The organism is Xanthomonas sp. NCPPB 1062 (assembly GCF_041481705.2).
GTDB classification, from domain to species: domain Bacteria; phylum Pseudomonadota; class Gammaproteobacteria; order Xanthomonadales; family Xanthomonadaceae; genus Xanthomonas; species Xanthomonas euvesicatoria.
The window spans coordinates 736,752-753,476 of record NZ_CM192987.1 but is presented as its reverse complement, the minus strand read 5'-3'; the positions used below and the strand labels follow the sequence as shown (position 1 = coordinate 753,476).

The following is a 16,725-nucleotide window of genomic DNA, read 5'->3' as shown; positions in this document are numbered from 1 at the left end:
CCTGCAGGTGCAGACAACGCAGAGACTCGACTGCCAACACCTCACTCTCCCTGCTGCAAAAGCAGCGCCACCACCAGCGCCCCATGTCGCCAACGTCGGTGTGCGCAGCCATGGCCTCACACGTCGAAGCGCTGCAACGCCACGCTCAACGATTCGCCCATCATGCGCAGGAACAGCGTGCCCATGCCGGGATAGAACCGGTTGGCATCGCTGCTCCCCACCGCGATCAGGCCGATGCCCGGCAGCGGCAGCAACGCGGTGGAGTGCACCTGCCCCGCTTGTGCGCCGTAAAGCAGCGTGTGTTTTTCAGCTTGCAGGCGGCCGCAGATGGGCTCGCCATCGTTGAGGCAATCGCGAAACGGCGCCAGCCGTGCATCGTCGATTGCGATGGTCTGCAGCCAGTCCGCATCCAGCGCATCGACGGGCTTTAGCAACACCAGCCGCACCAGTTCGCCGTTGAAATCTTCCGCCAGCGAGGCGGCCATCGCCTTGAGCGTGTCGGCCGCGCTGGTCTGGCGCATCAACGCAAGCGTGAGTTGATGCGTGCGCACTGACAGCCGCTCGTTTTCCTGCGCGTTGCTGCCGAGCTCGTGCAGGCGGCGCGAGAGTTCGCGGTTCTTGTCGCGTAGCACTTCCAACTGGTAGGTGGCCAACGAAGCGGTGGGGCCGTCGTCGCGCGGCACCAGCAAGCTCACCGCCAGATCCGGGAACTGCTTGAGGAAGGTCGGGTGACGTCGCAACCAGGTGGCCACTTCGTGCGCGCCGAATTTGTCCGTGTTCTCGCTCATCGGTTCCATTCTCCATCGAAGACGAACACCGCCGGGCCGGACATGACCACCTGCTCCTGGTCGCCGGGCCAACGAATGCGTAACTCGCCACCGGGCAAGGACACCTGCACATCGCGCTCGACACGGCCGCGTTGCATCAACACCACCGCGGCCGCACAGGCGCCACTCCCACAGGCCAGCGTTTCGCCCACCCCGCGCTCGAACACGCGCAAGCGCACATGCGCGGGGTCGACCACCTGCACGAAACCCACATTGACCGAATCGGGAAACGCCGCGTTCTGCTGCAGCAGCGCGCCTACGCGTTCCACCGGTGCTGCATCGACGCGACCGACTTCGACCACCGCGTGCGGGTTGCCCATCGACACCGCGCCAAAGCGCACGGTCTCGCCGTGCACCGGCAGCGCATATTCGTCGCGCGCATGTGCAAACCCGGCCAGCGGAATCTGGGCGGGCTCGAACTGCGGGACACCCATCGCCACCGCGTAGCGGTCGCCGTCGAGGCGCTCGACCGCGTGCGCGGACATTGGGCTGTCGATGATGAAGCGCTCGCCCTGGGCCGTGCCGTCGCGCACCAGCCACGCGGCGACACAGCGTGCGCCGTTGCCGCATTGGCGTGCGGCCGAGCCATCGGAATTCCAGATGCCGTAGGCCGCCACGGCACCTTGGCTGCGCGGTGCCTCGATGGTCAGGATCTGATCGCAGCCCACCCCGAAGTGGCGGTCGGCCAGCTGCGCCGCCAGTGCGGCATCCGGTGGCGGCGTACCGTCGCGCAGGTCCAGCACCACGAAGTCGTTGCCGGCGCCATGCATTTTGGTGAAACGCAGACGCCCGCTGCGACCGTCAGCGCTCATTGCCGCTGCTAGCGGGCTGGTCGGTGGTGGATGCGGGCTTGGTAGCGCCATCCACCGGCGCAGGCGCAGGCGTGGACTCGTCCAGCGGTTGCGACGCATCCGCCGGCTGCGGCACCGGCTGGGCTTCCACCGGCACCGGCTTCTGCGGCATCACCAGCGGGCCCTTGTTGCCGCAAGCGGCAAGCAGGAGAAAGGTCGCACCAACCAGTGCGAGACGAACAGACGGTCGGGACATAATGCTCATGGGCCGAAGTATAGCCAGAACGCCGTTACGGCCGTGCGCTGGCAGGCGCGCTGCGTTCAGTGCGCACCTGGCAGCGGGCGCGGCGGCGGCTCCGGGCGCAACCACAGCCAGATCGCCACCACGGCCATGCTGCCGATCGACAGGCACTTGACCCAGAACACCGGCACGCACCACAGCATGATCGCGGCGCAGACCGTCATGGTCAGCGTCGCCATCCACTTGGCCTTGCGGCTGACTGCCCGGTAGGTCTGCCATTCCACAATCGCCGGGCCGAAGCGCGGATGCGACAGCAGCCAGTTGTGCAGGCGCTCGGAGCCATGCGAGGCCGCCCAGGCAGAGATCAGGATGAAGACCGTCGTCGGCAGCCCCGGGACGAAGATCCCGACGATGCCGGTAGCCAGGCTGGCGTAGGCCAGCAACCACCAGGCCCAGCGGAATCGAGTCGGTCGCGTCATGCGCAAATGATACGGCCAGCGCTGCGGTTTGGTGAGTCGGCCTTGCAGCGATGATTCTACCGCTGCAGAAGGGCGCGTTCTGCGCAGCGGGCGGCATGCAGCGCGCGCTGGCCGCCAGATCTCCAGCGTCGCCCCACCGCGCTGCGGTCAGATACGCAGCCCCGGCCGCAGCGACGCCTGACTGCGATGCCCGGCTCGCTGCAGGGCGAGGCAGCGAACGCACCGCGCCGATAAGGAAAAACGAAGGCGGTGAGGCGGAAGATGGAAGACGTGCAAGCCGCTCGCATCCCAGCGAGCAGCCAGCTGCCGCCCAAGCCATCCGCTCTAACGAATCCCGAATCCCGACTCCCCAATCCCTCCCGTCCAGCTACTTCACGCCCAACTGATCCAGTACGAACGCATACGATTCGGCCAGCTCGCGGTAGCGGCGGAAGCGTCCGGATTTGCCGCCATGCCCGGCTTCCATATTGGTGCGGAACACGATCGGCTGGGTGCCGGTGTTGTCGTCACGCAGCTTGGCCACCCACTTGGCCGGCTCCCAGTACTGCACCTGCGAATCCCACAGGCCGGTGCCCACGAACAGCGCCGGGTACGCCTGCTTGCGCACGTTGTCGTACGGCGAGTACGACAGCATGTACTGGTAATCGTCCTGGGTTTCCGGGTTGCCCCACTCGTCGTATTCGTTGGTGGTGAGCGGAATGCTGGCGTCGAGCATGGTGGTGACCACATCGACGAACGGCACCTGCGCGACCATCACGCGATAGTCCTGCGGCGCCATATTGGCCACCGCGCCCATCAGCAGACCGCCCGCGCTCCCACCGGATGCGGCAACCCGGTCCTTGGCGGCGTAACCTAGCGCGACCAGACCGCGGGTGACATCGATAAAGTCATTGAAGGTGTTTTGCTTGTGCAGCAGCTTGCCGTCGTCGTACCACTGGCGCCCCATTTCCTGGCCGCCGCGGATGTGCGCGATGGCATACACCACACCGCGGTCCAGCAGGCTGATCGCCGGCAGATTGAATGCCGGGTCCATCGACATGCCGTAACTGCCGTACGCATACTGAAACAGCGCCGCGCTGCCATCCTTCTTGAAGCCCTTTTTGTACACCAGCGACACCGGCACCTTGACCCCGTCGCATGCCGTCACCCACACGCGTTCGGTCACGTACTTGCTGGCGTCGTAGCCGATCACCGGTTGCTGCTTGAGCAACCGGCGCTCGCCGGTCTGCGTGTTGAGCTCGTAGGTGGTCGCCGGCGTGGTCAGCGAGGTGTAGCTATAACGCAGCCAGACGGTATCCGGCTCGGCGTTGACAGATAGACCCATCGAATACGCCGGTTCATCGGCCTTGACGTATTCATGGCTACCATCGCGCATGAGCAAGCGCACACGCTCCAGTCCGCCCGAACGCTCTTCGATGGCGGTGAATCCATCGAACAATTCGAAGTCTTCGATGTAGACGTTGTCGTCGTGCGCCACCCAGTCGGTCCACTGCGTGCGCGTGGTCGCATCGGTGGGCGCAGTGACCAACTTGAAGTTCCTGGCGTCGTCGGCATTGGTGCGAATCACCCAGCGGCCATCGAAATGCTCGGCGTGGTATTCCACATCGCGCTCGCGCTTGGCCAGCACCGTGAAGGTGTCCGGCTTGGCGGCCAGCGCATAGCGGGTTTCCGAAGAAACCGTGCTTTCCACCGCGATGGTGATGTACTTGTCGTCGCGCGTGCGGCCGATGCCCATGTAGAAGCTGTCGTCCTTCTCTTCGTACACCAGCACATCGTCTTTGGACGGCGTGCCGAGCACATGCTTTTTCACGCGCACGGTGAGCAGCGTTTCCGGGTCGTTTTCGACATAGAACAGCGTCTTGTTGTCGTCGGCCCACACCACATTGGCCGAGACGCCTTCCACGGTATCCGGATAGAGTTCGCCGGTGTCCAGGTTCTTGAAGCGGATGGTGTATTGACGGCGGCCAACGGCATCGTCGGCCCAGGCGAGGATGCGGTTGTCCTGGCTCACCGCGGCATCGCCCACGCTGAAGTAGCCCTTGCCCTGCGCCATCTGGTTGACGTCGAGCAGGATCTGTTCCCGCGCCTCCATGCTGCCCTTGCGACGCGCCTGGATCGGATAATCTTTGCCGGTTTCGAACCGCGTGTAATACCAATAGCCGCGCTCGCGATACGGCACGCTGGCATCGTCCTGCTTGATGCGCCCGACGATCTCGGTGTACAGCGCTTCTTCCAACGGTTTCAGCGGCGCCATCACCTTGTCGGTGTAGGCATTCTCGGCGTCGAGATACGCCAGCACCGCCTTGTCTTCGCGCTTGTCGTCGCGCAACCAGTAATAGTCGTCGTTGCGGGTCGCACCGAACGGCGCCTTGACCACATGCGGGTGCTTGGCGACGTCTGGCGGCGACGGAAGGGCGGCGAAGGCAGGGGATGTGGTCATCAGGCTGGCGATCAGAAGAGTGAGGACGGCTTCATCAGATTGGGGTCCATTGGATGAACGCAATGCCATCCCGGCACCGGAGTGTGGAAGAGCCCCTTGTCGGGCGCCATGTGTCCTGGGTCATGCTGGTCTATCATCGAGCCAATGGATTCCACACTTCCGTACGCAGGCGGCTATAGCCGTCGCAGCCAGGACATCGCCCCGTTTCATGTCATGTCGCTGCTGGCGCGCGCCAATGCGCTCGAGCAGGCCGGCCACGACGTGATCCACCTGGAAATCGGCGAGCCCGACTTCACCACTGCCGCGCCGATCGTCGCTGCCGGCCAGGCGGCATTGGCAGCCGGCCACACCCGCTACACCGCCGCACGCGGGCTGCCGGCGCTGCGCGAGGCGATTGCCGGCTTCTATGCGCAACGCTACGCCTGCAACCTCGATCCGGAGCGGATTCTGGTGACACCCGGGGGGTCTGGCGCATTGCTGCTGGCCAGCAGCCTGCTGGTGGATCCGGGCAAGCATTGGTTGCTCGCCGACCCGGGCTACCCGTGCAACCGGCATTTTCTGCGCCTGGTCGAAGGCGCCGCGCAATTGGTCCCGGTCGGCCCGGACAGCGATTATCAGTTGACCCCTGCGCTGGTGGAGAGCGCCTGGAACGCCGACAGCGTGGGCGCCCTGGTGGCCTCACCGGCAAATCCCACCGGCAGCGTGCTGTCGCGCACGCAACTGGCTGCGCTTTCGCAGGCGCTGCATGCGCGCGGTGGCCATCTGGTGGTCGACGAGATCTATCACGGCCTGACCTACGGCCTGGACGCGCACAGCGTGCTGGAGGTGGACGATGGCGCGTTCGTGCTGAACAGTTTTTCCAAGTACTTCGGCATGACCGGCTGGCGGCTGGGCTGGCTGATCGCACCGCCCGACGCGGTGCCGGAACTGGAGAAGCTCGCGCAGAATCTCTACATCAGTGCCTCGACAATTGCCCAGCATGCCGCACTGGCCTGCTTCACGCCCGAGAGCATCGCCATCTTCGAAGCGCGCCGCGGTGAGTTTCAGCAGCGTCGCGATTACCTGCTGCCGGCCTTGCGTGCGCTGGGCTTCGAGATCGCGGTCGAACCGCAAGGCGCGTTTTACTTGTATGCCGACATCAGCGGATTTTCAGATGATGCGCAGGCGTTTTGCGCGCATTTTCTGGAAACCGAACATGTTGCGTTTACGCCCGGCATCGACTTCGGCCACTACCGCGCCAATCAGCACGTCCGCATTGCCTACACGCAAAGCCTGCCGCGTCTGCAGCAGGCGGTGGAGCGGATTGCGCGTGGGTTGAAGCGGTTGTAGCAGGCTGCGTGACCCGCAGTGCGCTGCACGGACGTTTCGCGTAAGGCGCCGACGCCTTGCGCATTGCGTAGCATGCGCGTTCTCCACTGCGCACCCGCTGACCGCCAACGCCATCGGCAAGGCCAACATCGCGCACGCTCGGGCATGTTGACCTAAGACAAAACCCTCTAACGACACGAGGCCGCTGCAAACTGCCAGCGGCCTCGTGTCGCGCGACGCATCATGCCGCATGTGGACGGCGCCTCAGTCGGCCAACCGCTCCCACAGGAAGCTGTACGCCAGCGCGGCCATATGCGCGGCCTGCGCGTTGTTGGCCGCACCGCCGTGGCCACCTTCGATGTTCTCGTAATAGGTCACGTCCTTGCCGGCCTCGATCATCTTGGCGGCCATCTTGCGCGCGTGACCGGGGTGCACGCGATCGTCGCGCGTGGAGGTCAGGAAGATCACCGGCGGATAGGTCTTCTTCGCATCGAACAGGTGGTACGGCGAGAAGGTCTGGATGAACTTCCAGTCGTCGGTGTCCGGGTTGCCGTATTCGGCCATCCACGAGGCGCCGGCCAGCAGGTGGCTGTAGCGCTTCATGTCCAGCAGCGGCACCTGCACCACCACCGCACCGAACAGCTCCGGATACTGGGTGAGCATGTTGCCGGTCATCAGGCCGCCATTGCTGCCGCCCTGCACGCCCAGATGCTTGGTCGAGGTGATCTTGCGCGCCACCAGATCCTTGGCCACCGCGGCCATATCTTCATACGCCTTGTGGCGGTTCTGCTTGAGCGCGGCCTGGTGCCAGCGAGGGCCGTATTCGCCACCGCCGCGGATATTGGCCACCACGTAGACGCCGCCCTTCTCCAGCCACGCGCGCCCTAGGCCACCGGAGTAATTGGGCGTCATCGAAATCTCGAAACCGCCGTAGCCGTACAGCAGGGTCGGCGCGCTGCCGTCGAGCTTCAAGGTCTTCGGGCGTACCAGGAAATACGGCACGCGGGTGCCGTCCTTGCTGGTGGCGAAGTGCTGCTCGATGGTGTCCTTGCCGGCATCGAAGAACGCCGGCATGGTCTTGAGCGGCTGCGGCGCAGAGCCCACCTCCACCCACGACAAGGTGGTGGGGGTCAGGTAATCGGTGACGGTGAGCCACAGCGCGTCGCTGTCGTCGCTATCCACCGCGCCGACATCCACCGTGCCAAAGCTCGGCGCACCGACGAACGCGCTCTTTTTCCAGCCATCGCGCGAAGGCGTGATCACGCTCAGACGGTTCTTGACGTCTTCCAGCACGTTCAACACCAGGTGCGACTTGGTCCACGCCATGCCGGCCAGCGAGGTGGTGTCGGTGGGTTCGAACAACACATCGAAGTTGCGCTTGCCGGCCATGAAATCGTCGAAACGCGTGGCCAGCAAGGTGCCGGGTTTGTAGGTCTTGCCACCCACCGTCCACGGCTCGCGCAGCTCCAGCGTCAGCCACTGGCGCTTGACCGACTTGCTGGCCGAATTGGGCACGTCCACCTTGACCAGCTTGCCGTCGGCGCCCTTGAGATACAGCTCGTCGTTGTAGAAGGCCAGCGTGCGGCTGACGAAATCGCGCTCGAAACCGGGCGTGTCGTCATGCATGGCCGCGATGTACATATCGGTCGGCTTGCCTTCGTACACCACGGTCGCAGCAGTCAGTGGCGTGCCGCGCTTCCACTGCTTGGCGATGCGCGGGTAGCCGGAGCTGGTCATGCTGCCGGCGCCGAAATCGGTGAACACGTAGACGGTGTCCCGGTCGATCCAGCCCAGCCCGCCCTTGGACTCGGGGCGGAAGAAACCGTCCTTGACCCATTGCTTGCTGCCCAGATCGAACTCGCGCGTGACATCGGCATCGGCACCGCCGCGCGACAACGCGATCAGGCAGCGCTGGTAGTCCGGGCGCAGGCAGTCGGCACCGTGCCACACCCAGTTTTCGCCTTCGGCCTTGTTGAGCGCATCCAGGTCCAGCACCGTTTCCCACTTGGGCGAAGCCTTGCGGTACTCGTCCAGCGTGGTGCGCCGCCACAGGCCGCGCTCGTGCTGCTTGTCCTTCCAGAAGTTGTAGTAGAACGCGCCGATCTTCTGCACGCCGGGAATCTTGGCGTCCGAATCCAGCACTTCGCGGATGCTGGTTTCCATCTGCTTGAACGCCGGCGTACTGGCCAGCCGCGCCTCGGTCTTGGCGTTCTGGGTCTTGACCCAGTCCAGCGGCTTGGCGCCGGTGACATCTTCCAGCCAGGCGTAGGGATCGTTGGACACGGGGGGTTCCTCTGCAGAGACGGCGCCAGCGGTGATCAGGCCGGCAACCAGGCAGATCGAGGCGAACTTGGACATGAATGTTTCCGGAAACACGAATGCCCGGAACGTAGCACAGCGCCCCGCCAGCCAACCCTGCCGAAGGTCAGGCTGCGCGCGCCTGTGTCGCCGTACGCGAAGCGCTGCGCCGGCGCTGGGCCTGCGGGCCACGCCGCCGGGGCGCAACACGGCGCGCGCCACGCGTTGCCAACGAAGGCAGGGCAAACCGGTGCAGGCTCCACCACGCCAGCATCGGCATGCCGACCAGCCACAGCGGCAACCAGCCGATCCACTCGCTGCTACCTCGCGCGGCCGGCCAGACCAGCACCAGGGCCAGCCCGGCCAGGGCGATCTGCCGCACCGGGCGCAGCACGCGCGGGTCGGGACGTTCGGAACGGGAAGCAGGACGATGCGACATGGCGGCACTCCGTGGCAGGAAGGATCACAACAGGCGCGCAGGATTGCCGCAGCCCATCTCACAAGCTGCGACCTTGACGCGGGCATCCTGCGGGGCGCGATTGGGGCGCCTGCCCAGGCGCGTCACCGGCCTCCACGAATGCTGCGGCCCCCTGCAACGTCGGCGCGCGGCACCGGACCGACGCCGCGCGGCGCAGCCAGCCGGTCGATCGCGGTGCCAGCGCCTGATCGGCGCCCGCCAGCCGGCCCCAGCCGCCCGGCGTCTGCCGCGGATTGCCCGGCTGCCGATGCCAGACCCGACCGTTGACGCGAACTTGCCCCCTGCATGCGGTAGTGTGCTGCTCCGACTGCCTCTTTGTGATGTTGCGATGCGCCTGACCGTTACGATCGCCCTCGCTGTTCTGCTCGTCCTCGGCCTGCCCGTGGCACACGCCAAGGACACGTCCGCCACGGAGCCGGCAATCGACTTGTCCAAGATCATGGGCACCTGGTACGTGATTGCGCGCATGCCCAACGCGGTCGAGCGTGGCCACGTCACCAGCCGCGACGAATACACCCTGGTCGAAGACGGCAAGGTGGCGGTGCGCTATCTGTACCGCGACGGATTCGGCGAACCGGAAAAGCAAGTCAATGCGCGCGCCTCGGTGGATGCCGACAGCGGCAACCGGGACTGGCGCGTCTGGTTCTACAAGGTCATCCCGGCCAAGCAGCGCATCCTGGAGATCGCCCCCGACGGCTCGTGGATGCTGATCTCTTACCCGGGCCGCGACCTGGCCTGGATCTTCTCGCGCAAGCCGGACATGAGCCGCGACCAGTACCGCATGCTGGTCAACAAGATGCGCGACGACTATTCCATCTATACCGACAAACTCAAGCGGGTACCGCAGCTGCGCGAACAGGTGGACCGCCTGGGCTTTGAAGTGCCGAACAAGCGCTAGCACGATCGGACGTCATCCGTTGGAGGTGTGGCTTGAAGGTTCAGTACTTGGAGATCGTTACCTGCAACACGGAGGAGGTCTGTGCCGCCTACGCGGTGCAGGGCGCCGAATTCGGCGAGCCGGTACCCGAGCTGGGTAACGCCCGCACCGCATACCTGGCCGGCGGCGGCATCGTCGGTGTACGCGCACCTCTGCGCGAGTCGGAACGGCCCGTTGTTCGCCCCTACTGGCTCGTCGAAGACATCGAGTCGGCTGTTTCGGCCATCGTGGAGGCAGGCGGCACGGTCGCAGTCCCACCGATGGAACTTCCCGGCTGGGGTCGATGTGCCATCTACCTGCTCGGCGGAAACGATCACGGCCTGTGGCAGCGCTAGCTCCTGTGATCGTGCCTGTCGCGCGGCCTGGCAATTCGTCCGAGCCGACGCCGCGTCGCGGCTCGGCTAACCGAGGTATCAGGCCCCATGCCGGAGCAAACCACAACTGACAGCATCGGCCTGGTCGTTCGGGTCGGCACGCGTGTCCAGGTCACGCATCTCCACCAGTCCACTGTCTGCCACCTGCCGCAACTGGAAAGAGACCGGCTTCTCTCGATGCTCGGCGAAACGTTCGAGGTTTACGAGGTGGATCGGTGGGGACAGGCCTGGGTAGAGAAGCAGTGGCATCAGGGTGAGGATTTGGTTGACTTCCACTGCTTGGGCTTGCAGCCGCAGCAGATGCTCGCGGTGCAAGATGGGGCCTGACACGTCATAAGGCCGAATCCGCTTCGCACCTCGGCCACTTCAGGCCTTGGGCGCCATTGATCGCATCTGCGCCTACCAGGGCTGATGCAGCTTCCAGACGCGTGCACGTGCCTGCCGCAACTGCGGCCCTGCCGTATGCGTCAACTGTCTACCACGCTCAGTCGTAATTGCTCAGCGCCAGCGACAACAACGCCTTGGCCTGCTCGCGCAGCGACATGGGCTCGACAATTTCTGCGTCCGAGCCGTAGTGCAGCACGTCCATCAGCAATTCGCGCGAGTTGCTGTAGGGCAACTTGAGCTCGTAGCGGCCATCGGGCAGAAAGCGGCCCTGCTGCTTGGAATGCCAATGTTCGTCGGCAACCCAGCGCGCGGCCTTGGAGCTGAACACGATGGTCGCCCACCCCTTGGGCGCCCCGGAAAAAATGCCGTAGCTGGCGGCAAGCTGCTCGTCCAGTTCGCTGTCGGGCACATCGCGCGGCGCCGCATCGAGCAGACGCGCGTGGTTGATGCGGTCCACCGCAAAGCTGCGCACGCCGTCGCGACCGTGATCCCACGCGTCCAGATACCAGTTGTCGCGGTAATGGGTGATGCGCTGTGGCGACACCGTCCGCTTGGTCGATTCGTCGGTGGAACGCGCACGGTAGTCGAAGCTCAGCTGCTTGCGCTCCAGCACGCCGGAGGCCACGGTGCGGAAGCTGGCTTCGTCCAGCTTGCGGCCGCGATGTGGAATGACCCGCACCCGATCCACTGGCCACTGCGAGACGCCGGCCTGGGCAGCCAGCAGTCCTTCGATGCGCTGCTGCAGCGGTGCCAGCATCGAAGACAACACTCCGCCGCCGGTGCGCGCGAGCAGCTGTTGCGAGGCCAGCAGCGCGTGCAGTTCTTCCGAACTCAGCCACAGGCCGGGCAATTCGAAGCGGTCGCTTTCGCCGGAGAGATAGCGAAAGCCCGATTCGCCGTCGCCTTCCACCGGTGCCATCAGCGCGTCGCGCAGAAACGCCAGATCGCGGTAGACAGTCGCGCGGGAACAGCTCAGCTCGTCCTGCAGCCGCGCCACCGTGACCGGGTAGCGTGCCGATTTGAGCAAGCGATGCAGGGAGTTGATGCGTTCGTAGCGGTCCATGCGTCGATTATGTCCGAGTCTTTGCGTGGCGGGGTGAGCATCGCGATGTGACGGCTGGCAGACAGCGGCAAGCGCCCGGAGGATGTGCGATGCAGCGGCCTGGTCTGTTGGGTCGGTCGCACAGCCACTGCATGCCGGGGTCGTGCGCGCGGTCGCGCAGGCCCCGGGTTGGCAGGCATCGCCGGTAACGCTGGCACGCGACGCCCCGGGCCGCTCAGGCTCCTGCCACTGGCTGGCCAGAAGTCCTGATGACATCGCCAGGCCGCCTGCCATGCGCACGCGCATCCGGGCAGGTCGCTGCGGTTCACGCCCGGCATTCGCCCCGAACCACCATTCATTCCCTTGACAACGATCTCGCAGGTCGCTCCAGCCACTGCGACCACTTCGCCGACCGCTTCAAAGATCGCCTTTCATCGCCGCGCCCGTCTGCAGGGCCGCTCCGGTCCATGCCGCCTTCGGCGTCCCAACCGGCAATGAAGCGGATATTCACTTGGCGATGACGTCACCGCACAGTCCGTTATCATGAAATCGCTTCCACCCCTCTCCCGCCTTCCAAAGCGAGCTGCCCATGTCCCGCCGTGTCCCGTTGTCTGCCCTGTTGCCGCTGTTGTTGATCACGCCCTCCGTCTGGGCCCAGGCAGTCGCACCGGTGCCGGCAGACCCGGCCGCCGTGGTGCTGCCGTCGCCCTGGAGCGGCAGCAGCGGCGAGCTCGGCTACGCTGCGGCGCATGGCAACAGCACCACCGACAGCCTCAACGGCCGCGTGCGCCTGCGCTACACCGACGGCGACTGGATCCATAGCCTGGATGCCACCGCGTTGCGCTCGAGTTCGGAATACACCAACACCAACGACGACGGCAGCACCACGCGCGAGCGCCAGACCACCGCCGAGCGTTACACCGGCAGCGTCGGCAGCGCACTGCAGCTGGGCGAACACCGCCAGCTCACGGCCACCGGCCGCTACGAACACGACGACTTCGCCACCTACGACCGTCTGGCCACCTTCGGTATCGGCTATGGCACGCGCCTGATCGACGCCGACCGCTTCTACCTGGATGCGCAGGTGGGCCCGGGTGTGCGCCGCGCGCACAACAGCGACGAAGACCGTAACGAAACCGGGTTGATCGGCCGCGGCCTGTTCGACCTCAAGTACACCGTCACCGACAACACCGATCTGATCAATACGCTGCTGGTGGAATCGGGCGAGTACAACACCTATGCGCAAAACGATTTCGGCGTGCAGGTCAGCATGAACTCGCACTTTGCATTGAAGGCGGCGTGGCAGATGCGTCACAACAGCGACGTCAGCGACGGCGACAAGAAGACCGATACGCTGACCACGGTCAATCTGGTCTACACGTTCAAGTAAACAACCGCGAACGGTAGGAGCGGACCTGGCCGCGAGGGCGTTCCCGATAAAGCCTCTCGCGGCCAGGGCCGCTGCTACGAAGAGCGGGCGCTGCGTGGGGGCGGCATTGCGTGTGTAGCGGCTAGGTCTGGAGCTTGCGTTTGGGCGCCGGCGTCGATGTCGGTCGCGTTACACGTTGACGCGACAGCGCGTTACAGCTCGGCCAGCAGCTGCGCGGCGCCCTTGTCGAACAGCCCTTGCGCAACGCGGCGGCCAAGCGCTTCGGTATCTTCGGCGCTGCCGTGCGCATCGGCGTGGATCAGGCGGCCGTCGCTGGCGCTGCCCACCATGCCCTGCAGGAACAGGCCCTGCCCTTCCCAGCGCGCGAAGGCGGCTACCGGCACATGGCAGCTACCGTGCAGGGCGCGGTTCATGGCGCGCTCGGCTTCCACGCAGGCACGCGTGCGGCCAGCATCCAGCACCGCCAGCAGACTGTGGATGCGTGCATCGTCGCCACGGCATTCCACCGCCACCGCGCCCTGCGCAGGTGCCGGCAACCATTCCGGCGCGTCCAGCCGCGCGCTGATGCGTGCTTCCAGCCCAAGCCGCTGCAGGCCGGCGCAGGCCAGCACGATGGCGTCGTAGCCGCCATTGTCGAGCTTGGCCAGCCGCGTGTTGACGTTGCCGCGCAGGTCGATCAATTCCAGATCCGGGCGCGCCGCACGCAACTGCGCCTGGCGACGCAACGAGGAGGTGCCCACGCGCGCGCCCAGCGGCAGCGCCTGCAGGCTGGCGTAGAGATTGGACACCAGCGCATCGGCCGGGTCGCCGCGTTCCAGGATGGCCGGCAGCACGAACGGGGCGTCCAGTTCCATCGGCACGTCCTTGAGCGAATGCACCGCGCAATCGGCCTCGCCGCGCAGCATTGCCAGCTCCAGCTCCTTCAGGAACAGGCCCTTGCCGCCAATGGCGGCGAGCGACCGGTCCAGCACTTCGTCGCCGCGGGTGCTCATCGGCACCAGCACCACCTCCAGGCCGGGATGGTGCTGACGCAGCGCGGCGGCGACATGTTCGCTCTGCCAGAGGGCAAGCGGGCTTTTGCGGGTGGCGATACGGAGCGTGGTCATGCCGGCATTATCGCGGAGCCGGCACCGAACTCACAGTTGGCGTAGTTGATCGCGCAGGCTGGCCACGCAGCGCCGACTCACTTCCAGGGTCTGCGGCACGTTGCGCAGCACCGCGTGGACCTGGCCATCGCCGCTGCGGCGCAGTTCCACCAGTTCATCGCGGGCCACCAGGCAATTGCGATGGATGCGCACCAGGCGGTCGGCAAATTCGTCTTCCAGCGATTTCAGCGACTCTTCGATCAAGTCCTCGCCGCGCGTGTGATGGACGATGACGTACTTCTCTTCGGCCTGCAGGTAGCGAATGTCGCCGATGGCGATCAGCCGCAGGCTGCCGCGCAGGCGCGCGCACAGATGGGTGCGCAGCGGCCTGGACGCGGTGCCGGGCACGCGGCCGGCCAGGAAGGTGGCGACTTTTTCCAGTGCAGATGCCAGCCGTTCCGGGCGCACCGGTTTCATCAGGTAATCCAGCGCGGCCGCGTCGAACGCCGACAATGCATGCTGGTCGTAGGCGGTGCAGAACACCACCGCCGGCGGCGGCTGGCCTTGCCGCAGCAGCCGCGCGGTCTCCAGGCCGTCCACGCCGGGCATGGCGATATCCAGCAGCACCAGGTCCGGGCGCAGCTGTTCGCACTGCTGCAGCACTTGCTGGCCGTTTTCGGCCTCGCCGATCACCTCGACCTGCGGATGCTCGCCCAGCAGCATGCGCAGGCGCTCGCGCGCCAGTGGCTCGTCATCGGCGATCAGCACCCGCACTTGCGTGGCCGTCATGGACTCCCCCTCGCTGCAGTGACTTTCCCCTCACGGCAGCGGCAATGTGATCTCACAGGCATAGTAGCCTTCAGCCCAGCTGGCCGCCATCCGTGCCCCGGCGCCGAACTGGAACGCCAACCGGTGCGAGATGCTGGCCTGGGCATGCCCGGCGCCGGCCAGCAGCGGCAACTGGGTGCCGGGCTGCGGCGCCGGGTTGACGATGCGGATCTGCAGCTGGTTGCCGCGCTGACGCAGCGACAGGTACAGCGTACCGCCTTCGGGCATGCGCGAAACGCCATGCAGTACCGCATTTTCGACCAGCGGCTGCAGCACCAGGCGCGGCATCGGCAGCTCCCACGGCAACGGTTCCTGGCGGTGCCAGCGCACTTGCAGGCGCTCGCCCAGGCGCAGCGATTCGATTGCCAGATAGCGTTCGGCCAGTTCGCATTCGGCACGCAAGGTGGAGACGCCCTCGCCGGCGCCGAGGGCGGCGCGGAACAGATCCGACAGGTCCAGCACCGCCTGTTCGGCCACCACCGGATCGCGCCGCAGCAGGCTGACGATGAGGTTCATGCTGTTGAACAGGAAGTGCGGGCGAATGCGCGCCTGCAAGGCATCCGCCTCGGCGCGTGCATTGGCCTGCACCTGCGCCTCCCAGCGGTCGCTGACATAAAAGTAGCGCAGCGCCAGCGCAGTGATCAGCACCACCGTGGCCGCACTGCCGAGCGTGAACCGCCAGAAGCCGACCTGCGCGCCCAGCGGTACCTGCCCGAGCACCGCATACAGGCCGTGCACGATGCCGGCACCGAGCATCGCCACCACCGCAGCGATCAGCAAGGCGCTCAGCCCGCCCAGGCGTGGCGGCAATCGCGACAAGGTGGGCCGCAACACGCACAGCAGCACGGTGACCGCCAATGCCAGCCACAGCGCCAGGCCGCTGGCGGAGAGGAACCGCGACAACGTGATGCTGCGCGCGCCGGCGTCGGGGACCAAGGTCACCACCAGCACCACCAGCTCGGCCAAGCCCAGCATCGCGCCCAACCGCGGCAGCCGGCACAGGTCCGGCATCCAGGCGATCTGCGGCGCGCGCTGGGCCATGGGCTCAGGCAGCGGTGAAGCGCGCCTGCATCCAGTCGCGCAAGGCCTCGATCTCTTCCAGGCAGACCTGGTGGCCCATCGGGTAGGTGTGCCAATCCAGTGCGAAACCCAGCGTGCGCAAGGTCTGCATGCTGGCCTGGCCGGCCGCGAACGGCACCACCGGGTCGGCCGTGCCATGCGCCATGAACAGCGGTTGGCGCAGGGCGGCCGGCTGCAACTGGCTGGCGGCCGCGGCCGGATCCGGCAGATAGGTGGACATGGCGATCAGCCCGGCCAGCGGCACGCTGCGCTGCAGGCCAACGGCCAGGGTCACGGCGCCGCCTTGCGAGAAGCCGGCCAGCAGGATGCGCTCCGGCGCGATGCCGCGGCTCTGCTCATGGGCGATCAAGGCCTCGACCTGGGTGACCGATTCGGCGATGCCGGCCTTGTCGGCGCGCTGGGCGAAATCCATGCCGACGATGTCGTACCAGCCGCGCATGCGCACGCCGTTATTGATGGTGATCGAGCGGATCGGCGCATGCGGGAACACGAAGCGCAGCGCGGGCCACTGCGGGCGCACCAGCTCGGGCACCATCGGGGCGAAGTCGCTGCCATCGGCGCCCAGGCCATGCAGCCACAGCACGCTCCATTGCGGGTTCGGTCCGGTCTCGCGTTCGATCACTTCCAGCATCATCCAGCTCCGCTTGCGGGCTGGGCATTATGCCTTGCGCGAGGGGCAGGCCAGATCAGCCGGCGCCAGAGGCTTGAGGCCCGCCGTTCGCCACGGGGCTCTGCATGCG

At 66.1% G+C, this 16,725-nt stretch carries 17 protein-coding genes; 5 read left to right on the top strand and 12 right to left on the bottom strand.

Going from position 1 to position 16,725, the window contains the following annotated elements:
• Positions 1-116: 116 nt before the first annotated feature.
• The 5 genes from ACCQ16_RS03250 to ACCQ16_RS03230 all read right to left on the bottom strand — a co-directional run bounded on the left by ACCQ16_RS03250 (position 117) and on the right by ACCQ16_RS03230 (position 4,778).
• Positions 117-788 (bottom strand): DUF484 family protein, encoded by a 672-nt coding sequence (locus tag ACCQ16_RS03250; RefSeq protein ID WP_008571700.1) that lies wholly within the window; start codon positions 786-788, stop codon positions 117-119.
• Positions 785-1,639, bottom strand: a complete 855-nt coding sequence (dapF, locus tag ACCQ16_RS03245) for a diaminopimelate epimerase (protein ID WP_014089309.1) — start codon at positions 1,637-1,639, stop codon at positions 785-787. Before dapF ends, ACCQ16_RS03250 begins: the two co-directional genes overlap by 4 nt.
• Positions 1,629-1,883 (bottom strand): LPS translocon maturation chaperone LptM, encoded by a 255-nt coding sequence (lptM, locus tag ACCQ16_RS03240; protein WP_014089308.1) that lies wholly within the window; start codon positions 1,881-1,883, stop codon positions 1,629-1,631. Before lptM ends, dapF begins: the two co-directional genes overlap by 11 nt.
• A gap of 56 nt (positions 1,884-1,939) precedes the next feature.
• Positions 1,940-2,338, bottom strand: coding sequence for a YbaN family protein (locus ACCQ16_RS03235; protein WP_003482768.1), 399 nt, complete (start codon positions 2,336-2,338; stop codon positions 1,940-1,942).
• Positions 2,339-2,705: 367 nt separating this feature from the next.
• A complete protein-coding gene (locus ACCQ16_RS03230; RefSeq protein ID WP_277573313.1) occupies positions 2,706-4,778 on the bottom strand; it encodes a S9 family peptidase in 2,073 nt (690 codons plus the stop codon).
• Between the two features lie 144 nt (positions 4,779-4,922).
• Between ACCQ16_RS03230 and ACCQ16_RS03225 the strand changes: the two genes are divergently transcribed.
• Positions 4,923-6,107, top strand: a complete 1,185-nt coding sequence (locus tag ACCQ16_RS03225) for a pyridoxal phosphate-dependent aminotransferase (protein WP_011346309.1) — start codon at positions 4,923-4,925, stop codon at positions 6,105-6,107.
• A gap of 243 nt (positions 6,108-6,350) precedes the next feature.
• On the opposite strand, the gene ACCQ16_RS03220 is transcribed toward ACCQ16_RS03225, so the two are convergent.
• Both ACCQ16_RS03220 and ACCQ16_RS03215 read right to left on the bottom strand, forming a co-directional pair.
• Positions 6,351-8,444: a prolyl oligopeptidase family serine peptidase gene (locus tag ACCQ16_RS03220; protein ID WP_008577312.1), complete on the bottom strand. Its 2,094-nt coding sequence runs from the start codon at positions 8,442-8,444 to the stop codon at positions 6,351-6,353.
• A 67-nt stretch (positions 8,445-8,511) separates the two neighbouring features.
• Positions 8,512-8,823 carry a hypothetical protein gene (locus tag ACCQ16_RS03215; RefSeq protein WP_014089304.1) on the bottom strand — a complete coding sequence of 104 codons (312 nt, stop codon included), beginning with the start codon at positions 8,821-8,823 and terminating at the stop codon, positions 8,512-8,514.
• Positions 8,824-9,190: 367 nt separating this feature from the next.
• On the opposite strand from ACCQ16_RS03215, the gene ACCQ16_RS03210 reads away from it, so the two are divergent.
• The 3 genes from ACCQ16_RS03210 to ACCQ16_RS03200 all read left to right on the top strand — a co-directional run bounded on the left by ACCQ16_RS03210 (position 9,191) and on the right by ACCQ16_RS03200 (position 10,500).
• Positions 9,191-9,760, top strand: a complete 570-nt coding sequence (locus tag ACCQ16_RS03210) for a lipocalin family protein (protein WP_008574341.1) — start codon at positions 9,191-9,193, stop codon at positions 9,758-9,760.
• A 32-nt stretch (positions 9,761-9,792) separates the two neighbouring features.
• Positions 9,793-10,134: a VOC family protein gene (locus ACCQ16_RS03205; protein ID WP_122273317.1), complete on the top strand. Its 342-nt coding sequence runs from the start codon at positions 9,793-9,795 to the stop codon at positions 10,132-10,134.
• Positions 10,135-10,221: 87 nt separating this feature from the next.
• On the top strand, positions 10,222-10,500 hold the full coding sequence (locus tag ACCQ16_RS03200) for a hypothetical protein (protein ID WP_122273318.1): 279 nt from the start codon (positions 10,222-10,224) through the stop codon (positions 10,498-10,500).
• Positions 10,501-10,657: 157 nt separating this feature from the next.
• Here the strand turns inward: ACCQ16_RS03200 and ACCQ16_RS03195 are convergent, their stop codons facing one another.
• On the bottom strand, positions 10,658-11,623 hold the full coding sequence (locus ACCQ16_RS03195) for a helix-turn-helix transcriptional regulator (RefSeq protein WP_005916857.1): 966 nt from the start codon (positions 11,621-11,623) through the stop codon (positions 10,658-10,660).
• Positions 11,624-12,191: 568 nt separating this feature from the next.
• On the opposite strand from ACCQ16_RS03195, the gene ACCQ16_RS03190 reads away from it, so the two are divergent.
• Positions 12,192-12,992, top strand: a complete 801-nt coding sequence (locus ACCQ16_RS03190) for a DUF481 domain-containing protein (RefSeq protein WP_029818590.1) — start codon at positions 12,192-12,194, stop codon at positions 12,990-12,992.
• A gap of 191 nt (positions 12,993-13,183) precedes the next feature.
• Here ACCQ16_RS03190 and hemC read toward each other — a convergent pair whose 3' ends face one another.
• The 4 genes from hemC to ACCQ16_RS03170 are packed head-to-tail and all read right to left on the bottom strand — an operon-like array spanning position 13,184 to position 16,619.
• Positions 13,184-14,098, bottom strand: coding sequence for a hydroxymethylbilane synthase (gene hemC / locus ACCQ16_RS03185; RefSeq protein WP_008574345.1), 915 nt, complete (start codon positions 14,096-14,098; stop codon positions 13,184-13,186).
• A gap of 30 nt (positions 14,099-14,128) precedes the next feature.
• Positions 14,129-14,866 carry a LytR/AlgR family response regulator transcription factor gene (locus ACCQ16_RS03180; protein ID WP_057681169.1) on the bottom strand — a complete coding sequence of 246 codons (738 nt, stop codon included), beginning with the start codon at positions 14,864-14,866 and terminating at the stop codon, positions 14,129-14,131.
• 30 nt (positions 14,867-14,896) lie between these two features.
• Entirely contained in the window at positions 14,897-15,946 is a 1,050-nt protein-coding gene (locus tag ACCQ16_RS03175) for a sensor histidine kinase (RefSeq protein ID WP_031420931.1), read from the bottom strand.
• Between the two features lie 4 nt (positions 15,947-15,950).
• On the bottom strand, positions 15,951-16,619 hold the full coding sequence (locus ACCQ16_RS03170) for an alpha/beta hydrolase (RefSeq protein ID WP_031420930.1): 669 nt from the start codon (positions 16,617-16,619) through the stop codon (positions 15,951-15,953).
• Positions 16,620-16,725: the final 106 nt, after the last annotated feature.

Coding starts and splice junctions, on each gene's coding strand:
- hemC (WP_008574345.1), bottom strand. CDS start 14,098: ATGACCACGCTCCGTATCGCCACCCGCAAAAGCCCGCTTGCCCTCTGG.
- ACCQ16_RS03235 (WP_003482768.1), bottom strand. CDS start 2,338: ATGACGCGACCGACTCGATTCCGCTGGGCCTGGTGGTTGCTGGCCTAC.
- ACCQ16_RS03215 (WP_014089304.1), bottom strand. CDS start 8,823: ATGTCGCATCGTCCTGCTTCCCGTTCCGAACGTCCCGACCCGCGCGTG.
- ACCQ16_RS03210 (WP_008574341.1), top strand. CDS start 9,191: ATGCGCCTGACCGTTACGATCGCCCTCGCTGTTCTGCTCGTCCTCGGC.
- ACCQ16_RS03225 (WP_011346309.1), top strand. CDS start 4,923: ATGGATTCCACACTTCCGTACGCAGGCGGCTATAGCCGTCGCAGCCAG.
- ACCQ16_RS03170 (WP_031420930.1), bottom strand. CDS start 16,619: ATGATGCTGGAAGTGATCGAACGCGAGACCGGACCGAACCCGCAATGG.
- ACCQ16_RS03180 (WP_057681169.1), bottom strand. CDS start 14,866: ATGACGGCCACGCAAGTGCGGGTGCTGATCGCCGATGACGAGCCACTG.
- ACCQ16_RS03175 (WP_031420931.1), bottom strand. CDS start 15,946: ATGGCCCAGCGCGCGCCGCAGATCGCCTGGATGCCGGACCTGTGCCGG.
- lptM (WP_014089308.1), bottom strand. CDS start 1,883: ATGAGCATTATGTCCCGACCGTCTGTTCGTCTCGCACTGGTTGGTGCG.
- dapF (WP_014089309.1), bottom strand. CDS start 1,639: ATGAGCGCTGACGGTCGCAGCGGGCGTCTGCGTTTCACCAAAATGCAT.
- ACCQ16_RS03200 (WP_122273318.1), top strand. CDS start 10,222: ATGCCGGAGCAAACCACAACTGACAGCATCGGCCTGGTCGTTCGGGTC.
- ACCQ16_RS03230 (WP_277573313.1), bottom strand. CDS start 4,778: ATGACCACATCCCCTGCCTTCGCCGCCCTTCCGTCGCCGCCAGACGTC.
- ACCQ16_RS03250 (WP_008571700.1), bottom strand. CDS start 788: ATGAGCGAGAACACGGACAAATTCGGCGCGCACGAAGTGGCCACCTGG.
- ACCQ16_RS03190 (WP_029818590.1), top strand. CDS start 12,192: ATGTCCCGCCGTGTCCCGTTGTCTGCCCTGTTGCCGCTGTTGTTGATC.
- ACCQ16_RS03195 (WP_005916857.1), bottom strand. CDS start 11,623: ATGGACCGCTACGAACGCATCAACTCCCTGCATCGCTTGCTCAAATCG.
- ACCQ16_RS03220 (WP_008577312.1), bottom strand. CDS start 8,444: ATGTCCAAGTTCGCCTCGATCTGCCTGGTTGCCGGCCTGATCACCGCT.